Origin of the sequence: Bradyrhizobium sp. OK095, assembly GCF_900109945.1 — a bacterium.
Lineage (GTDB): Bacteria > Pseudomonadota > Alphaproteobacteria > Rhizobiales > Xanthobacteraceae > Bradyrhizobium.
The window spans coordinates 297,148-312,379 of record NZ_FOBX01000008.1; the positions used below are offsets into that span (position 1 = coordinate 297,148).

General features: G+C 64.5%; 19 protein-coding genes and 1 riboswitch. Of the genes, 8 read left to right on the forward strand and 11 right to left on the reverse strand.

The genetic code is table 11. The features are described from left to right. Positions 1–62 precede the first annotated feature (62 nt). Positions 63–830, reverse strand: coding sequence for an anti-sigma factor family protein (locus tag BMW89_RS22595; RefSeq protein WP_092029203.1), 768 nt, complete (start codon positions 828–830; stop codon positions 63–65). 106 nt (positions 831–936) lie between these two features. After that, entirely contained in the window at positions 937–1,425 is a 489-nt protein-coding gene (locus BMW89_RS22600) for a sigma-70 family RNA polymerase sigma factor (RefSeq protein ID WP_092029204.1), read from the reverse strand. A gap of 173 nt (positions 1,426–1,598) precedes the next feature. Between BMW89_RS22600 and fabI the strand changes: the two genes are divergently transcribed. The 5 genes from fabI (at position 1,599) to BMW89_RS22625 (ending at position 5,953) form a co-directional block, all read left to right on the forward strand. Further along, on the forward strand, positions 1,599–2,414 hold the full coding sequence (gene fabI / locus BMW89_RS22605) for an enoyl-ACP reductase FabI (protein WP_092029205.1): 816 nt from the start codon (positions 1,599–1,601) through the stop codon (positions 2,412–2,414). A 12-nt stretch (positions 2,415–2,426) separates the two neighbouring features. Continuing rightward, positions 2,427–3,026, forward strand: coding sequence for a histidine phosphatase family protein (locus tag BMW89_RS22610; protein ID WP_092029206.1), 600 nt, complete (start codon positions 2,427–2,429; stop codon positions 3,024–3,026). A gap of 136 nt (positions 3,027–3,162) precedes the next feature. Further along, on the forward strand, positions 3,163–4,251 hold the full coding sequence (gene aroC, locus BMW89_RS22615; protein ID WP_092029207.1) for a chorismate synthase: 1,089 nt from the start codon (positions 3,163–3,165) through the stop codon (positions 4,249–4,251). Between the two features lie 72 nt (positions 4,252–4,323). Then, positions 4,324–5,514, forward strand: coding sequence for an adenylate/guanylate cyclase domain-containing protein (locus tag BMW89_RS22620; protein WP_092029208.1), 1,191 nt, complete (start codon positions 4,324–4,326; stop codon positions 5,512–5,514). A 40-nt stretch (positions 5,515–5,554) separates the two neighbouring features. Beyond that, positions 5,555–5,953, forward strand: a complete 399-nt coding sequence (locus BMW89_RS22625; RefSeq protein ID WP_092029209.1) for a hypothetical protein — start codon at positions 5,555–5,557, stop codon at positions 5,951–5,953. Positions 5,954–6,007: 54 nt separating this feature from the next. On the opposite strand, the gene clpS is transcribed toward BMW89_RS22625, so the two are convergent. The 5 genes from clpS to BMW89_RS22650 are packed head-to-tail and all read right to left on the reverse strand — an operon-like array spanning position 6,008 to position 8,804. Further along, positions 6,008–6,313, reverse strand: coding sequence for an ATP-dependent Clp protease adapter ClpS (gene clpS, locus BMW89_RS22630; protein ID WP_092029210.1), 306 nt, complete (start codon positions 6,311–6,313; stop codon positions 6,008–6,010). A gap of 43 nt (positions 6,314–6,356) precedes the next feature. Continuing rightward, positions 6,357–6,698: a DUF190 domain-containing protein gene (locus BMW89_RS22635; RefSeq protein WP_092029211.1), complete on the reverse strand. Its 342-nt coding sequence runs from the start codon at positions 6,696–6,698 to the stop codon at positions 6,357–6,359. A 2-nt stretch (positions 6,699–6,700) separates the two neighbouring features. Continuing rightward, entirely contained in the window at positions 6,701–7,132 is a 432-nt protein-coding gene (locus BMW89_RS22640; protein WP_092029212.1) for a CrcB family protein, read from the reverse strand. Positions 7,133–7,138: 6 nt separating this feature from the next. Continuing rightward, the gene (gene crcB / locus BMW89_RS22645; protein ID WP_092029213.1) at positions 7,139–7,540 is read right to left on the reverse strand and encodes a fluoride efflux transporter CrcB; all 402 of its coding nucleotides are present in this window, start codon (positions 7,538–7,540) and stop codon (positions 7,139–7,141) included. A gap of 19 nt (positions 7,541–7,559) precedes the next feature. Then, positions 7,560–8,804, reverse strand: coding sequence for an MFS transporter (locus BMW89_RS22650; RefSeq protein ID WP_092029214.1), 1,245 nt, complete (start codon positions 8,802–8,804; stop codon positions 7,560–7,562). Positions 8,805–8,856: 52 nt separating this feature from the next. Then, positions 8,857–8,935: riboswitch (Fluoride riboswitch) on the reverse strand. Positions 8,936–9,123: 188 nt separating this feature from the next. On the opposite strand from BMW89_RS22650, the gene BMW89_RS22655 reads away from it, so the two are divergent. Beyond that, on the forward strand, positions 9,124–9,999 hold the full coding sequence (locus tag BMW89_RS22655) for a DUF1194 domain-containing protein (protein ID WP_092029215.1): 876 nt from the start codon (positions 9,124–9,126) through the stop codon (positions 9,997–9,999). A gap of 225 nt (positions 10,000–10,224) precedes the next feature. Then, on the forward strand, positions 10,225–10,857 hold the full coding sequence (locus BMW89_RS22660; protein WP_092029216.1) for a hypothetical protein: 633 nt from the start codon (positions 10,225–10,227) through the stop codon (positions 10,855–10,857). Between the two features lie 4 nt (positions 10,858–10,861). Here BMW89_RS22660 and BMW89_RS22665 read toward each other — a convergent pair whose 3' ends face one another. Further along, on the reverse strand, positions 10,862–11,707 hold the full coding sequence (locus BMW89_RS22665) for a nucleotidyltransferase domain-containing protein (RefSeq protein ID WP_092029217.1): 846 nt from the start codon (positions 11,705–11,707) through the stop codon (positions 10,862–10,864). Between the two features lie 12 nt (positions 11,708–11,719). Next, positions 11,720–12,361: a carboxymuconolactone decarboxylase family protein gene (locus BMW89_RS22670; RefSeq protein WP_244547652.1), complete on the reverse strand. Its 642-nt coding sequence runs from the start codon at positions 12,359–12,361 to the stop codon at positions 11,720–11,722. A 186-nt stretch (positions 12,362–12,547) separates the two neighbouring features. Between BMW89_RS22670 and BMW89_RS22675 the strand changes: the two genes are divergently transcribed. Further along, complete coding sequence (locus tag BMW89_RS22675) at positions 12,548–13,150, forward strand: hypothetical protein (RefSeq protein WP_092029338.1); 603 nt, start codon at positions 12,548–12,550, stop codon at positions 13,148–13,150. A 97-nt stretch (positions 13,151–13,247) separates the two neighbouring features. On the opposite strand, the gene BMW89_RS22680 is transcribed toward BMW89_RS22675, so the two are convergent. Both BMW89_RS22680 and BMW89_RS22685 read right to left on the reverse strand, forming a co-directional pair. Continuing rightward, on the reverse strand, positions 13,248–14,495 hold the full coding sequence (locus BMW89_RS22680) for a class I SAM-dependent RNA methyltransferase (RefSeq protein ID WP_092029219.1): 1,248 nt from the start codon (positions 14,493–14,495) through the stop codon (positions 13,248–13,250). Continuing rightward, positions 14,488–15,222: a TlyA family RNA methyltransferase gene (locus tag BMW89_RS22685; RefSeq protein ID WP_177196246.1), complete on the reverse strand. Its 735-nt coding sequence runs from the start codon at positions 15,220–15,222 to the stop codon at positions 14,488–14,490. Before BMW89_RS22685 ends, BMW89_RS22680 begins: the two co-directional genes overlap by 8 nt. Positions 15,223–15,232: the final 10 nt, after the last annotated feature.

Genomic DNA, 15,232 nt, shown 5'->3' on the forward strand with positions numbered 1-15,232 from the left:
GCCCATGTCTTGATTCCAAATTTTCAATGACGGAATCGAGGCACCGCGTTCTGTGCGGTTGTTTAGCCGCCGTTTTTCTCTGCCTGGTCGTACACCGCCTGCGCCACCTTGGTCAGCCGCTCGCGGTCGCTGCCGCTGACGACGTAGCCGACGCCGCGCTCGGCCCAGAACAATGCGCCGTCCTTGTCCGTTTTCGCGTACCGCATCTGCGTTGCACCATTCTCGGTCTTGGCGGTGTAGATCGTATACCGCTCGCCCGAGGCGCCCTCATACATCAGGAAGGACGCCGGCCCGCTCGGTCCCGGCAACAGCCGGCCACCGACCAGCTTCAGCCCGCTCGCCTCCAAATTCGGCGCGAACACGGTCCAGCCGCAGCGCCGGGTCAGCCAGGCCTGAAGGTGGTCGCGCTCGTTGCCGCCGACCTCGACGGGGTGGCGGACCTCGACGACGTAGAGGCGGTGGGCGTCGAGCGCGTCCGTCGTAAAGCTCTGAAAGGTGGAGGGGGCGTTGGCGGCGCCATGCCCCACCCAGCCGGCGGTGCCGCCGGCGACGAAGGCGACCAGCACAGCAGCTGCGGCACCATAGAGCCATTGCCGGGGGCGGCGCTCCAGCCGCTCGAGCTCCAGCCGGGCCGGCACCGGCTCCTGGGCGACACTGTCGTAGCGCGCATGCAGCATCTCGGCCATGGCGCGCCAGGACTGCACCCGCTCGGCATCTTCGGGGTGGGCGGCAAGCCAGGCCTCGACGTCGGCGCGGCGCTCGGCCGGCAGCTCGCCGTCGACATAGGCGTGCAGCTCGTCTTCGGTAATCGGAATATTGCGGTCGTTCATATCGGTCGTCTCTGGCTCTGCGGCCCAAAAAATCTGACGCGGTTCAACTGCGCTGCTTCTCTCTCCGTGCAGCGGATGCAGCACGCGCGATGCATCAACCCTGCCATCATTTCACCCGTTTGAGCGCCGGGCGCTCACCTTCCAGCGAGGCTTTAACGTGGGCTCTCGCCCGTGCCAGGCGCGACATCACCGTGCCGATCGGCACGCCCTGGATGTCGGCGACCTCGCGGTAGCTCATGCCCTCCAGCATCACCAGCAGCAGCACCGAGCGTTGCTCCTCGACGAGCGTCGAGAGCGCCCTCTCGATGTCGCGTCCCTCGGCTTCGGTGCCGCTGGCATCCGGGTTGTTCTCCGTCAGCTGCATGAATTGCGGGCGCCTTGCCAGCGAGCGCCGCCGGTTCTTGTTGAGGTTGGTCAGGATCGTATAGAGCCAGCTCCTGACGTCGCCTCCGAGAAACAATCGCTCCGAGCGTAGCGCACGCACCAGCGTGTCCTGCACCAGATCGTCGGCCGCATCCGCGTCGCGCGTGAGCGCGCGGGCGTAGCGGCGCAACGCCGGGATCATGGCTTCCACACTTTGGCGAAACGCACTCATGCCGTCTTTGATGTCCTGCCGTTCGGCGCAAGCGCCACAATGATCATAACACCCGAATGGAACGGCTATTCCGGCGCTCGAAACAGCGTTAACGCCGTGTATTAGGACTGTACCGCAGGGGAGGGCTGGTGTACCTCCAGACCTCAACGAGAGCTCGACGGGACGTTAGCAAAATGGCGCAGAATTCAGGTCTGATGCAGGGTAAGCGCGGGATCATCCTCGGTCTTGCCAACAACCGCTCGATCGCCTGGGGCATCGCCAAGGCATGCCACGCGGCAGGCGCCGAGATTGCCTTCACCTATCAGGGCGATGCGCTGAAGAAGCGCGTCGAGCCGCTCGCGGCCGAGATCGGCGGCCTCGTGCTCGGCCATTGCGACGTCACCGATGCCGCGACCATCGATGCCGCCTTCGCGGTGCTGAAGGAGAAGTGGGGCAAGATCGATTTCCTGGTGCATGCGATCGCTTATGGCGAGCAGCTCGACGGCCGCTACGTCGACACGACGCCGGAGAATTTTTCCAAGTCGATGCTGATCTCCTGCTACTCGTTCACGGCCGTGGCGCAGCGCGCCGAGAAGCTGATGACCGACGGTGGCTCGCTGATCACGCTCAGCTATTACGGCGCCGAGAAGTGGATGCCGCATTACAACGTGATGGGCGTTGCGAAGGCGGCGTTAGAGGCCAGCGTGCGCTATCTCGCCGCCGATCTCGGCGAGAAGAACATCCGCGTCAATGCGATCTCGGCAGGTCCCATCAAGACGCTTGCCGCGTCCGGCATCGGTGACTTCCGCTATATCCTGAAGTGGAACGAGAACAACGCGCCGCTGCGGCGCAACGTCTCGACCGAAGACGTCGGCGGCAGCGCGCTGTATTTCCTCTCCGACCTCTCGCGCGGCGTCACCGGCGAGGTGCATCACGTCGATTCCGGCTACCATGTGCTGGGTATGAAGCGTCCCGACGCGCCGGACATCTCGTTCGGCAGCAAGGACTAGCCCTGGACTGGAATGCCCGTGCCCACGATCTATTACCTTCGTCACGGCGAGACCGAGTGGAATGCGCTCGGCAGGCTTCAGGGCACCAAGGACATTCCGCTGAACGCGCGTGGGCGCAGCCAGGCCGTGCAGGCCGGCGGCGTGCTGGCTGATCTGTTCAAGCGCGACGGCCGCGACAAGGCGGCGCTGCCCTATGTGTCGAGCCCGCTCGGCCGTGCGCGCATGACCATGGAACTCGCGCGCGGCAAGCTCGAATTACCGGTCGCGGATTATGCGCTGGACGATCGCCTGCGCGAGATCGGCTACGGCGCCTGGGAAGGGCTGACGCTGGCCGAGAGCGAGGCGACCGATCCCGAAATCTATGCGAGACGCCTCGCCGACAAATGGACGGTGGGGCCTGCGGGCGGGGAGACCTACGCCGATGTGCAGGTCCGCGTGCGCGCCTGGTACGACCAGCTCCGGACCGACACCGTCGCAGTCGCCCACGGCGGCACCTGCCGGGCTCTGATGGTTTCGCTCGGCATCGAGACCCCCGCCAGCGCCGCCGAGCTCTATATCGAGCAGGGCGCCGTCTACGTGTTCCGCGAGGGGCGGCTGGAGAAGTTTAGCTAAGCCGATCCCCTGTTATTCCGGGTTCGCCTGCGGCGCCCCGGAATGACGGAACTAGGGTTGAACCCAGTGTTGCTCGGCGCTACGACGTTGACATACAACGTTTGTGTAAAAAGTCAGCGCTAGGCGACGGTCCGGTATGTCCTTCAACACCTTCGGCCACATGTTCCGTGTCACCACCTTCGGCGAGAGCCACGGGGTGGCGATCGGCTGCGTGGTCGATGGCTGTCCGCCGATGATCCCGCTCACCGAGGCCGATATCCAGAGCGATCTCGACCGCCGCCGGCCCGGCCAGTCGCGCTTCACCACCCAGCGCCAGGAGCTGGACCAGGTGAAAATCCTCTCCGGCGTGATGGCGCACCCCGAGACCGGCGTGCAGGTGACGACGGGCACCCCGATCGGGCTCCTGATCGAGAACACCGACCAGCGCTCGAAGGACTATTCCGAGATCAAGGACAAGTTTCGTCCCGGCCATGCCGACTTCACCTACGAGGCGAAGTACGGACTGCGCGACTATCGCGGCGGCGGCCGCTCCTCGGCGCGCGAGACGGCAACGCGCGTTGCCGCCGGCGCCATTGCGCGAAAAGTGCTGCCCGACGTGAGGGTGCGCGGCGCGCTGGTGCAGATCGGCCCGCACAAGATCGACCGCGCGAAGTGGGACTGGGACGAGATTGCGAAAAATCCGTTCTTCTGTCCGGACAAGGACAAGGCCGCGTTCTTCGAGACCTATCTCGATGGCATCCGCAAGAGCGGCTCCTCGATCGGCGCTGTGGTCGAAATCGTCGCCGAAGGCGTGCCGGCGGGCCTCGGCGCACCGATCTACGCAAAACTGGATTCTGATCTCGCGGGCGCGATGATGACCATCAACGCCGTGAAGGGCGTCGAGATCGGCGCCGGCTTCGGCGCGGCAGAGTTGACCGGCGAAGAGAACGCCGACGAGATGCGCACCGGCAATGACGGCACGCGCTTCCTCTCCAACCATGCCGGCGGCGTGCTGGGCGGCATCTCCACGGGACAGCCGGTGGTGGTGCGTTTCGCGGTGAAGCCGACCTCGTCGATCCTCCAGCCGCGCCTCACCGTCGATCGCAACGGCGCCGATACCGAGATCATGACAAAAGGCCGCCACGACCCCTGCGTCGGCATCCGCGCAGTCCCGGTGGGCGAAGCCATGATGGCCTGCGTGCTGGCTGATCATTTCATTCGGGATCGCGGGCAGGTCGGGCGCTAGCGCGGCGCTTCTGTCGCGGTACTAGCGCTACCGCAGCTTGACGTCCCCAAAACTTCGTCCGCAAATGCGGACATGCAAAACTCCGAGATCCAGCGCATCACCAACTGGCTGATCGACGGCGCGAGGTCGTCGGGGACCCCGTCCGAAATGATTGCCGACGTCTGCGAGCATCTGGTCGCGGCCGGCCTGCCGCTGTCGCGGTTCGGCATCTTCATCCGCACGCTGCATCCTGAAATCTTCGGCCGCAACTTCATCTGGCGGGAAGGCCAGAAGGTCGAGATCGGCACCGTCGATTTCGCGATCCTGGAGACGCCCGAATTCGCCAAGAGCCCGCTCCGCATCGTGTTCGAGGAGGGGCTGGAGGTCCGTGGACGGATGGACGATCCCGACAGCAAGCGGTTTCCGTTCCTCGACGACATGCGTGCCGAAGGCGTGACCGACTATCTCGCGATGCCGATGCATTATCTCGACGGCTCGATCCACGCGACGAGCTGGGTCACGCGGCGTTCCGGCGGTTTCAGCGAGGACGACGTCGCGGCGATCCGCTCCATCGTGACGCCTCTCGCGCGCGTTGCCGAGATCATCAGTCTGCGCCGCACTGCCGAGATGCTGCTCGACACCTATGTCGGCAACCGCGCCGGTGCGCGCATCCTCGGCGGCCAGATTCGCCGCGGCCACAATGACACCTTGCAGGCTGCGATCTGGCTCTCCGATCTGCGCGGCTTCACCGCGCTGTCGGATCGGCTGCCGGCCGAGACCGTGGTCGAGATCCTCAACCAGTATTTCGACTGCCAGGTCACCGCGATCCGGGGCCATGGCGGCGAGGTGCTGAAGTTCATGGGCGACGGTCTGCTCGCGGTGTTCCCGATCGACGAATATGTCGGCGATGCCGCCCATGTCTGCGCGCGCGTGCTGGAAGCCGCGCGCGAATCTCGCGCCAGCGTCGAGGCGCTCGCCTTTCCGGTCGGCGACGTCATTGAGCGCTTCCGTTTCGGCGTCGCGCTGCATGTCGGCAACATCCTCTACGGCAATATCGGCGGCGGCAACCGGCTCGACTTCACCTGCATCGGGCCGGCCGTCAATCTCGCGGCGCGGCTTGAGAAGATCGCCGGACGGCTGGGACGAACCGTCGTGGTCTCGGAAGTTTTCGCGAACGCCTGCCGCCACGACTGGCGCGAGCTCGGCGAATTTCCAATCGCGGGATTTTCCAGGGCCCAGCTTGTGTACGGGCTCGCGGAAGAGACGCCAGTGGTGATGGCGTGAAAGTCGATGCATGATTCCGCATGTGAAGCGATCGGCATGCTTGGCACTCTTCCTGTGTTCGGCAGCTTGCGGGTTTGTTCAGGACGAGGCGATTGACGGACCCTATCGTCTGGTCGCCATCGACACGGATGAAGACATGACGCTTTGCCGCTCCGTCGGCACGGATGGGAGTTGTGTTGGCGACGGCCTCCCGGAGCCTACGGTCTTTCAGGCCGGCGCGAACGCCCATTACATCGTGTTCGCTCGCCATCCATGGAAATGGGGAAAGCCGCCGGACCGCTCGGTCACGGAGTTCTACTATATCTCGCGCAAGCCAAATGAATGGGACGTTGCGGTGCGGGTTTCCGTGAGCGGCCCCTTCACTGAATCTGAATATCAGGAGGAGAAGCGAAGGCTGCAGCTTCCGGAGTTCAGCAAGGTCTTTGCCAACCTAAAGTAACTTGCGGTTAGATCATCATGACAAGTCGCAAGGCGGCTCGGGAGCAGCCCGCCGCTATTCCTCCGGCTCGGTCGTGAACAGGAGCGGATAACCTTTGGTGCGGGCGGCGTCAGTGGCACGCGTCGCCTTGGTCTCGGCGACGTCCTTGGTGAAGACGGCGACCACGCAGGCCCCTAACTTGTGCGCGGTGATCATGACCTTGTAGGCCTGATCCTCGGTCATGCGGAACTCGGCCTTGAGGATCATCGTGACGAACTCACGCGGCGTGAAGTCGTCGTTGATCAGGATGACCTTGTGCAGCTTCGGACGCTCGACCTTGGTCTTGGTCCTGGTTTTCGGCTTGATGACGGTGTCGTTCATTCCGCCTCCTGGACACGGCGGGCTTGGTTCCCCGCCGGAGCGGTCAGCTCGCGGTCTTCTCACCATACTGCAGGACTTGCACCTTCTCCAAGGTGATCAGCCCGCTCGACATCATGCCGTCCAGGATGGGCAGGAATGCGTTGATGTTGTGCTCGCTGTCGACGATCTCGATCAACAGCGGCAGGTCTTCCGAAAGCCGCAGGATTTTCGAGGTGTGCAGCCGGCTCGACTTGCCGAAGCCCATCGGTCCGCGCAGCACGGTGGCGCCGGCGAGGTGCAGCTCGCGCGCCTTCAGCACGATCGCTTCATAAAGCGGCTTGCCGTCGAAATGATCGCTTTCGCCGATGAAGATACGGAGCGAAACAGCCTGATTGGGAATTTGCATGGTCAGCTCCTTGTCAACCGGTTGTAGCGGCTCGCCATCATATGGCCGGCCCACACCGACACCAGCCAGCAGACGACGGAGGACGCGACATAGGCCAGCGCGGTGTATTTCATGCCGCCATGGAACAGGCGGAAGGTTTCCAGGCTGAAGGCCGAGAAGGTCGTGTAGCCGCCGCAGAATCCGGTCATGACGAATTGCCGGTGTTCGGGCCGCGCCAGCACGCGACCGTCCGGGCCGGTCAGCGTCGCATAGAAGCCGATGATCAGCGAGCCGGTGGCGTTGATGAACAGTGTCGCAAAGGGAAAGCCTGGACCGGTATCGAGCGCGAGCCCGGCCAGATAGCGCGTGAGGCCGCCGGCGATGCTGCCTGCGGAAATCCAGGCATAGAGCATCGCGCTGTGCCAGCGGTCGGCGGCGGAGGAGGGAGAGTTCATCGGCCTCTAGCCTCCAAGACTGTGGGCAAGACTGTCGGCGAGGAAGAAGCCGCAACTGACGGCGGCGAGGCACAGCCCGACCGAGAAGGCGACATTGCCGAGCGCATGCATCGGCTCGCCGTTGCGGGCGAGCGTCAGCGTTTGCAGGCTGAACGAGGACACCGTGGTGTAGCAGCCGAGGAAGCCGGTCACTGCGAACAGCCACGGATTGGGCGAGGCGAAGACCGAGCCGGGATGGGTTGCCAACGCGCCGAATACCCCGATCAGGAAGGCGCCGGTGACGTTGATGGTCATGGTGCCCCACGGAAAGGTCTCGCCCAGGCGCCGCGCGATCGTGCCCGAGACGAAGTAGCGCGCACAGCCGCCCAGCACGCTGCCCACCACGATTGCGATCACTCCGTTCAGCACGGCGAACGACCTCCCATCCTCATTTGCCTTCCGCTGCCAGCCCGTTGCCGACGGCGAGTAGCCCCACCAAAGCGACCAGCGCGAAGCCGAGCCCGGCGAGGAACGTGCCGGCCGGCCCATAGCTATCCCATAGCGCGCCGGCAATCACGCTCGCGGCCAGCAAGGCAAGGCCCGTGAACAGGTTGAAATAGCCGAAGGCGGTGCCGCGCAGGCCCGGCGGCGCGGCGTCGGCGACCAAGGCCGAGAGCAGGCCTTGCGTCAATCCCATATGCAGCCCCCACAACACGACGCCGAGCGCAAGGCCGCCAAGGCTCGGCAGCAGCGCGAGCGCGAGATCGGCGCCGGCGAGAAAGACGAGGCCGAGCGCGAGCAGGCCGCTCCGGTTGATCCGGTCCGACAGCACGCCGGCCGGATAGGCCGACAGCGCGTAAGTGATGTTCATCAGCACCAGCACCGCCGGCACCCACATGGCGGAGAGGCCGATGTTCTGCGCGCGCAGGATCAAGAAGGCTTCGCTGAAGCGCGCGAGCGTGAAGACGATTCCAACCGCGACGACGCGCCAGTACACGGGTCCGAGCCGCCGCATCGCGGCGCTGTTCAGCGGATTCTTCGCGGGCTCCCGGCCTGGGTCCGGCTCCGGCTCGCTCACCGCGAACGCGATCAAGCCGAACGACAGGAAGGCCGGCAGCACCGCCACCCAGAATACCGCGGTAAAATTATCCGCCGTCCACCACATCAGGCCGATCGCCACGAGCGGCCCGGTGAATGCGCCGATGGTGTCGAGCGATTGCCGCAGGCCGAAGCTGGCGCCGCGCAGGCCGACCGGGGCGATATCGGCGATCAGCGCATCGCGCGGTGCGCCGCGGATGCCCTTGCCGACACGGTCGATGAAGCGCGCCGCCACCAGCCATCCGACACTGGGCGCGAGTGGGAACAGCGGTTTTGTCAGCGCGGCCAGCCCGTAGCCGAGCGCTGCGAGCAGCTTGCGGCGGCCGAGCCAGTCGGACAACGCACCGGAGAAGATTTTTGTGATCGAGGCGGTCGCCTCCGCAATGCCTTCGATGAAGCCGACCGTGAGTGTCGAGGCTCCGAGCACGGTGACGAGATAGACCGGCAGCAGTGCGTGGATCATCTCGGAGGAGATGTCCATCAGCATCGAGACGAAGCCGAGTACCCAGATCCCCCGGGGCAGCCCGCTGCGTGCAGCATTCGGTGTCGTCGTCACGTCCTGTCCTTCGTCTTCAGGCAACAAAAAACCCGCCATCGGCGGGTTTGTCCATGCTCCCGCCAAAGGCAGAGGCTCAATGATTGCCCCACCTCAAGCAGGAGTCATCAGCCCACTACGGTTACAAGTCCGCCGGGCGGTTCTCGGGGGACTCCATCCCCGTCTGTGCGTCCAGCCTAGCATGGAAATCGCAGCGGACAAGTGGGCGGGGGAGCGTCTCCACATCGCGCGCGTTCGGACGGCGCGACCGTGGCGATATGGCGGCAGCGATGCACTCGAATGTGAAGCGCAAGCGATCTTGGCACTTTGCGGCAAGGCGATTGCATGTCACCATCGCGCGATACGACGGGAGACTGCGATGCGCATGCTGTTCTCGATCGGGGCTGTGCTTGTGGCCGGCATGTTTGCCGGAGGGGACGTCGCGGGCATCGCGGCACCAGGGCCCAAATTTGAGTCACCCAAAAATCAGCCGCAGCCGCAGCGGCTGGCGATCGACAGGGACGCACAGACGGTCGATGTCGAACTCGTCCTCGCCGTCGACGTGTCCTACTCCATGGATATGGACGAGCTCGCGATCCAGCGCGAAGGCTATGCGCAGGCGATCCAGTCGAAGGAGTTCCTGCAGGCGCTGAAGCTCGGCCCGAACGGCCGGATCGCGGTGACCTATTTCGAATGGGCCGCCTCCACCGACCAGAAGATCATCATCCCCTGGCGGCTGATCGACGGACCGGAGACGGCGGATGCGGTCGCCGCCGAAATCTTGAAGACTCCGATCCGGCGCGCTTCGCGCACGTCGATCTCCGGCGCGATCAATTTCGCGATGCCGCTGTTCGACGAGGATCCCTATCGGGGCTTGCGCCGCGTGATCGACATTTCCGGCGACGGTCCCAACAACAATGGCGGGCCGGTCACCATGGCGCGCGACGCGGCGCTCGAGAAGGGCATCGTCATCAACGGCCTGCCGATCATGGTCAAGGAGCCGTCCTATTCGACCATGGATATCGACAATCTAGACTATTACTACGAGGACTGCGTCGTCGGCGGACCCGGCTCCTTCGTCATCACGATCAAGGATCGCGACAAATTCAAGGAGGCGATCCGCACCAAGCTCCTGATGGAGGTTGCAGGCCGCATGCCTGAACGTCCGGTGATGCGGGTTGCCGACAAGGACAAGGAGCCGCGGGTCAGTTGCATGATCGGCGAGAAGATATGGTCGGACCGTTGGGGGCGCTGAAGCGTTTTCGAGCGAAGTGGATACCGGTTCGCGTAAAGAATTAGGTGCGTTACCCGCGAGTGAGACCGTTTGCCTCGGCTCGCCCGGCGGTTGAATTTAACCGCTCGTTAACCACGGCGTGGTCCTAATCCGATTGTTTCTGTCTGTTTCCTGTCGGTGCCTATAAATTGCTGACCGGGAAACGAACGAAGGCGGGTTGATCCGACCCGTCCGCCGAGCAATCCAATGGCCGCCATCTCATCGAGCACCAGCCAGATTTCGCCCGCCAATGAGCGGGTCTATCACCTGAGCAATCTGGTCGGTGAATGGAAGGGCAATTGGGCAGGCAACAACCAACCCGTCGGCTTCAAGGTCGTGAACATCCGCGGTGCCCGGGCACAGGTTGAGTACACCCATAATGGGCATACAGAGCGCGGTTTTGGCCAGGTCAGTGGCGCGCTTATCACCTTCGGCAACATCACGGTCGGCACCAAGGACGGCAAGAGCCTGGTGCTGTTGTCCTCCGCGGGCGCCGGCAAGCAGGCCGCGACCTTGGACAAGCAGGCGCCGCCGGCTTCCGACAGCAACCTGCTGGGAAGCTGGGGAGGCTATTCCGCGGACAACGGCAAGAGCGCGAGCTTCCGTGTTCTCGCCGTCAACGGCAACGAAGCCCAGGTCAGCGTCACCACCGACGGTATCACGCGCCAGGGCACCGGCATCGTCTACAAGAACGTCATCATGTTCGGACAGTCGCAGATTGCGACGAACGACGGAAAGAACGGCAAGGTCATCTACCAGGTCGGCACGAAATCGTTCTCGGTGGACGTGACGAAATACCCGCCCGCGGATTCGTCGTCCTCGGTGGACGTGACGGCGTAGCCGCTCACGGCCGCGTCCCGCCGGATTGCGTCAACACCTTCAGTTGCTGGTCGACTTGCCGCAGGATCACGCAGGCCTGTGCGAAACCGCCATCACCGATTAGCCGCCAGATTTCGTCGGACTGCTCTACCAGATCTGGAATCATGAGTGGGAAGCGGGCGGCCTCCTGGAGCGCGCCCTTTTCATTGATGAGATATCGACCGTTCAGTGCAAACAACACCTGGGCGATGCAGGCGAGCGATCTGTAGAGACAGCCCGCGAAATGGGTCCGCTCGTTGCGTGCGGCCGCGAGCTCGGCATTCTCGATGCTGAATAGGATCTCCCACTGAAAGCGCCGGATCAGGGTGTCGCCGAGGATCTGCGGATAAGGTAGCGCGATTGATTTGAGCCGAGCGATCAGGCCCAGCGGATCGTGCAGAGGCTGACAGTACGCGATCTCGCCCATCCAGATTGCCGAGCAGAAGCCGTGCGGATGGCCAGGCTGGTAGGTCGTGACGGCTATCCCCAACTTGCAGGCCCCCATGACACGCGCGACGTCGTCGGCGTGACGGTACAGCAGGTCGACCTTTTGTCCCTTGACCGACAGCCAAGCACCGCCGTTGATCCACGATCCCCATTCGTTAGTCTTTGTCACGGTCGTGGCGCCGGGATCGTCGGCGATTTCCTTCACGACAGTCAGGAGTCGATCCGTATCGAGGTCACCGGCCCGGGAGTAATACAGCCCGATGTCGTAGTCGGACGTGGGATGTGCGCTGCCACGCGCACGCGAGCCGCCGAGCACGACGGCCTGAACGCCCGGAACCTCGGCGAGAACGGAGGTGAGGCGGGCGAGCAGCGGGTCGTGTGGCATGAGGATAAGCCGCTATTTGGCCGCGAGCGGCGGCAACGGCGGCACGCTGTCGTTTGGCGCTTCGGCCTGCATGGTGATCAGCGTCATCGAGACCAGGTCGTAATAGCCGATCAGGCCGATGATATCCATGATGCCGCGCTCGCCGAATTTTTGCTGTGCCGCGCGGTAGATGTCGTCGGACACCTTCTTGTCGCGATAGAGCCCCATCGCGAGATCATAGAGGGCGGCCTCGTCATCCTTCATCGCCTGCGGCCGCACGCCGTTCGCGACGTCCTTGGCAACTTGCGGATCGAGCCCGGCCTTCATCGCCAGCGGATAATGCGCGAACCATTCATACTGCGCCGTCCACTGCCTTGCGGTGATCAGGATAGCGAATTCGCTGAGGCGTGCCGGCAGTGACGAATTCCAGCGCAGATAGTCCGACATCGCCGAGAGCTTTGGCGCCAGCTCGGGATTGCGGATATAGGCGCGATAGGGCGGGTTGGTGAATTTGGCGTTGCGCGGGGGCACGGCGATCGCATCCGCCCATTCCTTCTGCGGCGGCGTGAGCTCGTCCGGCTTCAGCGGCACGAAGCGGGTCGGCTCAGCCGCGCGGCCGACGCCCGAGATCGTCAGAGCGAACAGCGCAGCCAGCGCCAATCCAAGATATTTCATGATCATCCTCCCATTCCGGCGGACTGACGCCGCCTTGCTCGATCGCCAGCTTACGTGGCGGCGCAACGTGTGCAAGACCTCGGGCGCGCATGCTGGAACCGCGTGAAGCAATGCCCGGTGCCGGCTCCGCTGGCATTCGCGACGTCGGTCGCGTATAATTCACGGACCATGCCGACGGTCACCCGAATGCCCAGCCTTGCACGTTTCTGCGGTCTCGCAACTCTCTTCGCGCTGCTCTGCCTCGGCGGAGCGCCGGCGCGTGCGCAGGTCTCGCCCCTGCAATATTGGGTCCCGGGCGGGCCTTTCGGCTTTGGCGGCGGCGCCGTCCAGAGCGTCGACAGCTACGGCAATTTTCCGAGCTTCAAGGCCGGTGATGCCAATGGAGGCTACGATTTTCGTCCCGGCTTCTTCGTCGGAAGCCAACGCGGCAGCCTCGGTTTCGGCGGGCTGAGCCAGACCGCATCAGCCGGCAATTTCACCGCGCTCTCTTATGACAGCACGCAGTTCGGTTACAACACCAAGACCGCGAGCGGCATGCCCGTCACGTTCTTTGCCGGTTTCAACTCACAGAAATACGGTGACGGCATCGGCAGCTCGCTCGCGCCGCTCACCTCGGGTGCCGCGCCCGGCTATGGCGCGTTCGCGGGTGTCGAGTTCAAGCCGACGTCCAACCTCAGCCTATCGTTCGGCGCCGGGTTCACCCAGCAGGACTCCGGCCGCATGGATAGCGATATCAAATCAAACATGCTGCCCGGCGAGTCGCCGGCGTTGAGCGGGCTGCGGCGCTAAAGCATGATCCGGAAAAGTGCGAAGCGGTTTTCCGAAAAGATCATGCGCAAACAAAAATCTAAAGCGCGATGACGATTCATCCCGATCTCATCGCGCTTTAGCGCGTAAAGCGCGCCACCAATTCCACATGTGGCGTATGTCGAAATTGGTCCACGGGCACCACTGCGTCGATCTTGTAACCGCCGTCAATGAGCAGCCGTGCGTCGCGGGCGAACGTCGCGACGTTGCAGGACACCGCGACCACCACAGGCACTTTGCTGGCCGCGAGTTTGAGCGCCTGCGCCTGCGCGCCCTGACGCGGGGGATCGAAAACCACGGCGTCGAAATCGCGCAGCTCCGGCGGTACCAATGGGCGGCGGAACAGGTCGCGCGGCTCGGCCTTGATCGGCTTCAGCCCCGGTGTGCGCGCAGCTTTCGCCAGCGCCACGACTGCGCCGGCGTCGTTGTCATAGGCGGCGACACGGGCCTTCTCGGCGAGCCGTAGCGCGAACGGCCCGACGCCGCAGAAGAGGTCGAGAACCTCCTTGGCCTTGCCGATGCGTTCCGTGACAAGCGCGGAGAGCGTCTCCTCACCTGCGATGGTTGCCTGCAGGAACGAGCCGGGCGGCAGCGTCACCTCGGCACGTCCCATCTGCACCGTCGGCGGCAGGCGTTGCAGCACCAGCTCGCCGTGCCGGGTCAGCCGCGCCAGGCGGTGCTGCTCGGCGACGCGCGAGAGCGCGGTGATCAGCCGTGTCGGCAGCGGGCCGGAGCCGCGCACGTCGATATCGAGGCCGGTCGCGGTGGCGGTGACCTGGATATCCAGCGGCTTCGTTACCGGCATTTTCGACGTCAGCGGTTCGGCAAGCGCCCAGGCGGCCTCGAGCGCACCGTCGAGCGCGGGATCGAGGATCGGGCAGCGGTGGATCGGGATGACATCGTGCGAGCCCGCCGCCGAAAAGCCGACCTTGAGCACGTCATGCGAGCCGAAGCGGCCGTGCAGCGTGACGCGCCTGCGGCCCGCACCATGGGCATCGACCAGCGGCGCCACCTCGCAATCGATGCCGGCCTGCGCCAATGTCTCGACCACGATGTTGCGCTTCCAGGCGTGATACGGCTCGGCGGCCCAGTGCTGGATCGCGCAGCCGCCGCAGACGCCGAAATGCGGACAAAACGGTGTGATGCGCTCCGGACTTGCGATATCCACCGCGAGCAGCTTGCGGCGGTCGGGATGGTTGCCGGCGACATGATCGACCTCGACGGTCTCGCCGCCAAGCGTGTAGGGCACATAGACCGCATCGCCCGCAGCAAGCGAGACGCCGTCGCCGCGATGGCCGATGTGATCGATCGTCAGGCGTTCAACCACGGCGCGCCCCCAGGAAGAATTCGATATTGCCGTCACCGCCCGTGATCGGCGAGGGGAACATTTCGATGTCGGTGCAGCCGAGCGAGGTCGCGAACGCCGCGATGTCATCGCAGATCGCCTGATGCACGGCGGCGTCGCGGATGATGCCCTTCTTGTTGTGCTTCCGTTCGGCCTCGAATTGCGGCTTGATCAGCGCCAGCAGGCTCATGGGTGCTGCCGCCAGCGACAGCGCCACGGGCAGCACGATCTTCAGCGAGATGAAGCTGACATCGATGACGACGATATCGGGCCGCGCCGGCAGCCGCTTGCCGTCATAGGCGCGGATGTCGGTCTCTTCCATCGACACGATTTTTGGATGACCGCGCAGCGAGGGATGCAGCTGGCTGGTGCCGACGTCGATGGCGAACACCAGGCTCGCGCCGTTCGCCAGCAGCACCTCGGTGAAGCCACCGGTGGAGGCACCGACGTCGAGGCAGACATGGTCCTCGATCTCGATGGGGTAGCGCTCCAGCGCGGCGGCGAGCTTGACGCCGCCGCGCGAGACGTAAGGGTGCGCGGGCTCGGCCTGGATCACCGCGTCCTCGGCGATCGTCTCCGACGGTTTTGCGACCTGCTTGTCGTCGGCGGTGACGAGCCCGGCCTCGATGGCCGCGCGCGCCCGCGCCCGGCTCTCGAACAGGCCGCGCTCGACCAGCAGAACATCCGCGCGTTTGCGGGCAGGGGACATCATCTCTCCG

Bases quoted from the DNA above. Each gene is read 5' to 3' on its own strand.
- BMW89_RS22660 (WP_092029216.1), top strand. From the start codon at position 10,225: ATGGCCGCCATCTCATCGAGCACCAGCCAGATTTCGCCCGCCAATGAG.
- aroC (WP_092029207.1), top strand. From the start codon at position 3,163: ATGTCCTTCAACACCTTCGGCCACATGTTCCGTGTCACCACCTTCGGC.
- BMW89_RS22685 (WP_177196246.1), bottom strand. From the start codon at position 15,222: ATGTCCCCTGCCCGCAAACGCGCGGATGTTCTGCTGGTCGAGCGCGGC.
- clpS (WP_092029210.1), bottom strand. From the start codon at position 6,313: ATGAACGACACCGTCATCAAGCCGAAAACCAGGACCAAGACCAAGGTC.
- BMW89_RS22640 (WP_092029212.1), bottom strand. From the start codon at position 7,132: ATGAACTCTCCCTCCTCCGCCGCCGACCGCTGGCACAGCGCGATGCTC.
- BMW89_RS22670 (WP_244547652.1), bottom strand. From the start codon at position 12,361: ATGAAATATCTTGGATTGGCGCTGGCTGCGCTGTTCGCTCTGACGATC.
- BMW89_RS22650 (WP_092029214.1), bottom strand. From the start codon at position 8,804: ATGGCGGGTTTTTTGTTGCCTGAAGACGAAGGACAGGACGTGACGACG.
- BMW89_RS22675 (WP_092029338.1), top strand. From the start codon at position 12,548: ATGCCCAGCCTTGCACGTTTCTGCGGTCTCGCAACTCTCTTCGCGCTG.
- BMW89_RS22595 (WP_092029203.1), bottom strand. From the start codon at position 830: ATGAACGACCGCAATATTCCGATTACCGAAGACGAGCTGCACGCCTAT.
- BMW89_RS22635 (WP_092029211.1), bottom strand. From the start codon at position 6,698: ATGCAAATTCCCAATCAGGCTGTTTCGCTCCGTATCTTCATCGGCGAA.
- BMW89_RS22665 (WP_092029217.1), bottom strand. From the start codon at position 11,707: ATGCCACACGACCCGCTGCTCGCCCGCCTCACCTCCGTTCTCGCCGAG.
- fabI (WP_092029205.1), top strand. From the start codon at position 1,599: ATGGCGCAGAATTCAGGTCTGATGCAGGGTAAGCGCGGGATCATCCTC.
- BMW89_RS22610 (WP_092029206.1), top strand. From the start codon at position 2,427: ATGCCCGTGCCCACGATCTATTACCTTCGTCACGGCGAGACCGAGTGG.
- BMW89_RS22655 (WP_092029215.1), top strand. From the start codon at position 9,124: ATGCGCATGCTGTTCTCGATCGGGGCTGTGCTTGTGGCCGGCATGTTT.
- BMW89_RS22600 (WP_092029204.1), bottom strand. From the start codon at position 1,425: ATGAGTGCGTTTCGCCAAAGTGTGGAAGCCATGATCCCGGCGTTGCGC.
- BMW89_RS22620 (WP_092029208.1), top strand. From the start codon at position 4,324: ATGCAAAACTCCGAGATCCAGCGCATCACCAACTGGCTGATCGACGGC.